This window comes from Azospirillum sp. B4 (assembly GCF_000333275.1).
Classification (GTDB): Bacteria; Pseudomonadota; Alphaproteobacteria; order Azospirillales; family Azospirillaceae; genus Nitrospirillum.
In genome coordinates this window covers 1-3,572 of the sequence record NZ_BACU01000374.1, presented here as the reverse complement: position 1 = coordinate 3,572, position 3,572 = coordinate 1, and the positions used below count along the sequence as shown (strand labels likewise).

5 protein-coding genes and 1 pseudogene are annotated in these 3,572 nt (G+C 68.3%); 1 reads left to right on the top strand and 5 read right to left on the bottom strand.

Annotation, left to right across the window (positions count from 1 at the left end; genetic code table 11):
• The coding region (locus I55_RS16570; protein WP_044561687.1) for a 50S ribosomal protein L11 methyltransferase at window positions 1-1,019 on the top strand (1,019 nt) is incomplete at its 5' end.
• 120 nt (window positions 1,020-1,139) lie between these two features.
• Here I55_RS16570 and I55_RS16565 read toward each other — a convergent pair.
• The 5 genes and pseudogenes from I55_RS16565 to I55_RS16550 all read right to left on the bottom strand — a co-directional run.
• Window positions 1,140-1,439: an SCP2 sterol-binding domain-containing protein gene (locus I55_RS16565; RefSeq protein ID WP_004274489.1), complete on the bottom strand. Its 300-nt coding sequence runs from the start codon at window positions 1,437-1,439 to the stop codon at window positions 1,140-1,142.
• A gap of 97 nt (window positions 1,440-1,536) precedes the next feature.
• Window positions 1,537-1,968 (bottom strand): hypothetical protein, encoded by a 432-nt coding sequence (locus tag I55_RS39335; RefSeq protein ID WP_307718714.1) that lies wholly within the window; start codon window positions 1,966-1,968, stop codon window positions 1,537-1,539.
• 4 nt (window positions 1,969-1,972) lie between these two features.
• Window positions 1,973-2,236: pseudogene (locus tag I55_RS39330) on the bottom strand (ATP12 family protein); the annotation flags it as partial.
• Between the two features lie 14 nt (window positions 2,237-2,250).
• A complete protein-coding gene (locus I55_RS16555) occupies window positions 2,251-2,931 on the bottom strand; it encodes an HAD-IA family hydrolase (RefSeq protein WP_044561686.1) in 681 nt (226 codons plus the stop codon).
• An 18-nt stretch (window positions 2,932-2,949) separates the two neighbouring features.
• Window positions 2,950-3,572, bottom strand: a 623-nt coding sequence (locus tag I55_RS16550; protein WP_044561685.1) for an RluA family pseudouridine synthase, incomplete at its 5' end; no start/stop codon positions are given.

The window sequence follows — 3,572 nt, the reverse complement described above, 5'->3', positions numbered from 1 at the left end:
CGGACGACCCCATCAACCGCTTCAACTGGCGGCGGCCCTGCGCGACCTGGGCCGCCTGGCCCGAGGCGGTGACGCACACCGAGGGGGCGCTGGAACTGAAGCCGGACTTCATCGAGGCGGAGCTGCAGCTGAACAAGCTGCGCACGGCGCTGATGCCGCGCTGGCACCTGCCCATGATGAACGACACGGAACGCAACGCCGCCTATGAGGCGGCCATCACCGCCGCCGTGCGCCCGGGCGACATCGTGCTGGAGATCGGCACCGGTTCCGGCCTGCTGGCCATGATGGCGGCACGGGCCGGCGCCGCCCACGTCTACACCTGTGAGGCCGACCCGACCATCGCCGAGGTCGCACGCGCCATTATCACGAACAACGGTTACGCCGACCGCGTCACGGTCATCGCCAAACCTTCGACCGCCGTGACGGTGGGCGTGGACCTGCCCAGGCCCGCCGACCTGCTGATCTCCGAAATCCTGTCCAGCGACCTGCTGTCGGAACGGGTGCTGCCAACGGTGCGCGACGCCAAGGACCGGTTGCTGGCCCCCGACGCCCGCGTCATCCCCCAGGCCGGCGGCGTCCGCGCCCTGCTGGCGGACAGCCGGGCGCTGGAGCGCAGCTTCTTCGTGGACCAGGCCAGCGGCTTCGACCTGGGTGACTTCAACCGCCTGGCCCCCCGCTCCGTCCGGCTGGAACGGCTGGTGCCGTTCAAACCGCTGTCGGACCCATTCCAGGCCCTGACCGTGGACCTGACCGATCCCCAGCCGGGAAAGGGCTGGCGCGGCCACCTGTCCCTGCCGGTGACGGCCGACGGCCGCTGCGTCGGCCTGCTGCAATGGATCTGGCTGAAGCTGTGGGATGGGGTGGAGTTCGAGAACAGCCCCCTCACCCCCACCGAGGCCTCCGGCTGGCAGCTGGGCCTCTACCTGCCCCGCCGCCCCCTGGACCTGATGACCGGTGAGGCGGTGGACGTCAGCGTCTTCCATGACGGGCACAACGTCTGGCTCAGCCTGAAGCGCTGAGCGTCGATGCTGGTGAATCCGCCTAGGTAACCTGTTCATGATAGAGCGGGTTTACACGATCAGGTGAGTCCACCTGATCGCGTTCCGCTCCAAGGACGACCTGATAGCCGTGCTGATCCGTCAATCATCCAGCATGCCGGCGAGTTTCAGCGCCACGCCCATGTCACCCTGGACCTTCAGCTTGCCGAAGGTGAAGGCCAGGGTGGGGCTGAGCTTGCCTTCGCTGAGCTTCACGAAATCGGCCAGGGAGATCTTCAGCGTGGTGTTCACGTCCACCGGGTCGCGCGACACCGTGGGCACCTTGGTCGCGTCCAGGAACAGGGCCCCGTCGGCGCCGAAGTCGAACTTCACCTTGGCGCCCAGGCCGGTGAACTGGCTGAGCGAGGCGCGCATCTTGGCTTCAAGCTGGTCGAAGGTCATGGAAAAGGGGTCCTCAAATGCAGGGCTGATGAGCTGTTGCACTGCATATAAGGGCGGGGCCGGCACCCAATTCCAATGATTTCTGCGCCCGCCCGCCTCAGGCTTTCAATAACTCCAGGTAACGTAAACTGGCAGCCAGATCGGCCTTCAGCGACGCGCGCCGGTCCCTGGCCTCGTCGTCCTCGCCCCACTGCTCAATCTGGAACGACTCGTCGAGTTCGGCGAGGTCGAAGGCCTGATCGGCGTCGATGCGTCCCTCGAACAGGGCCAGGCCCAGGACCAGGGAGCCGGTCTGCGCCACCGCGTTCTGCACGCCGGTCAGTTGCCAGTCGTCCAGGGCCTCCAACGCGCGTTTCAGCGCGTTCAGCGCCACAGGGTCCTGGGCACGGTGCATGATGCCGCTGGTGACCTGCAGCAGGGCGTCGTACCGCAGGGCCGCCCAGTCCAGCAGCGGCTGCCAGGGCCGGGGCTGGGCGTTCCACCAGCTTTCGCCGGTCCGGCGCGCGATAGCACAGCAGATCGGTGCCACCGTAAGCCGCCGCCCCGTCCAGGATGATGGCGCGCTGCGGCCCCACCCGGTCCACGCAGGTGGAGGCCAGTTGCATCATGGGCATGGCGTCCGGCACCACCGTCTCCCCCTGGGCGTCCCATTCCGCCGCCACCGCCCGGGCCAGCGCCTCGGTCGGCAGTACCAGGTCGGCCTTGGCCGGCGACTTCAGAATGCGGGCGTCCAACTGCACCTGCCAGCCACCAGCCGCACCCGGCACCACGGCCACGGTCTTGTAAATCCGCTTCATGTCCTTGTTCCCATTCACGAGGCCGCGACCAGGGCGGCCACCGCCGCCGGCACCTCGGCATAATCGTGGCAGACGCGGGCGGCGCCCGCCGCCATCAGTTCCTCCGGCGCGTGATAGCCCCAGGCCACGCCCAGCGCAGCCGTACCGGCGTTGCGCGCCATCACCATGTCGTAGCTGGTATCGCCAATGACCACCGTCGTGGCGGGGTCGGCCCCAGCCTCCGCCATGGCGCGCAAGGCCATGTCCGGCGACGGCTTGCCCTGGGCGCGGTCCGCCGTCTGCAGGGTGATGAAACGTCCGTTCAAGCCGTGATGGTCCAGCGTCGCCACCAGGCCCCGGTGCGATTTGCCGGTGGCGACGCCCAGCAGGAAGCCCGCCGCCTCCAACGCGTCCAGCGCCTCCACCAAGCCGGGGTACAGCGGTTCCATCACCGCGCCCCGCGTCCGGTTCTCATAAAAGGCGTCTTTGTAGGCGGTGGCGATGCCCGCCGCCACGCCCAGGTCCGCATCCACCGGCAGCAGGCCCAGGACGGCCGCGTCCAGCGACAGGCCCACCTGGCGCCGCACCGCCTCGTCGGGTGGCGGCGTCAGACCCTGGCTGATGAAACCGGCGGCCATGGCGGTGATGATGGCATGCTGGCTGTCCACCAACGTGCCGTCACAATCGAACAGGGCCAGGCGGTTGAAGCCCGACATGGATCGCGCCCCCGAGGGTCAGACATAGCTGGCGAACGGGTCGCCATCATTCATATCGAAACCGAAATATTCCCAGGTCTTGAGCATATGCGGCGGCAGGCCGGCCGTCACGTCGATGGGTTTGCCGCCGCGCGGGTTGGGAATGATGATGCGGCGGGCATGCAGGTGCAGTTGGCGCGACAGCTCCGCGCCGCCGGCCAGGAAGGCCTCCTGCCCCGCGTACTTGCCATCGCCCAGGATGGGCGTGCCGATGGTCATCATGTGGGCGCGCAGCTGATGGGTGCGCCCCGTCAGCGGCCACAGCGCGACGAAGGCGGCGTGGCGGTGCGCGTTCTCGATCACCTGGTACAGGGTGACGGCGCGGGCGCCCTCATCCTCATCCACCGCCATGCGCTCGCCGCGCGTGCCCGCCTCCTTGGCCAGGGCCGCGTCGATCTTGCCCTGGTACTGCTTGGGCACGCCCACGGTGACGGCCCAGTAGTACTTGCGGGCCTCCTTGCTCCGGAAGTAGGCGGCCAGGCGGGTGGCGGCGAAGCTGGTGCGGGCCAGGACCAGGCAACCGCTGGTGTCCTTGTCCAGGCGGTGGACCAGCTTGGGCCGTTCCTTGCCATCAAACATCAGCACGTCCAGCATGCGTCCAG

Coding starts and splice junctions, on each gene's coding strand:
- I55_RS16555 (WP_044561686.1), bottom strand. CDS start 2,931: ATGTCGGGCTTCAACCGCCTGGCCCTGTTCGATTGTGACGGCACGTTG.
- I55_RS16565 (WP_004274489.1), bottom strand. CDS start 1,439: ATGACCTTCGACCAGCTTGAAGCCAAGATGCGCGCCTCGCTCAGCCAG.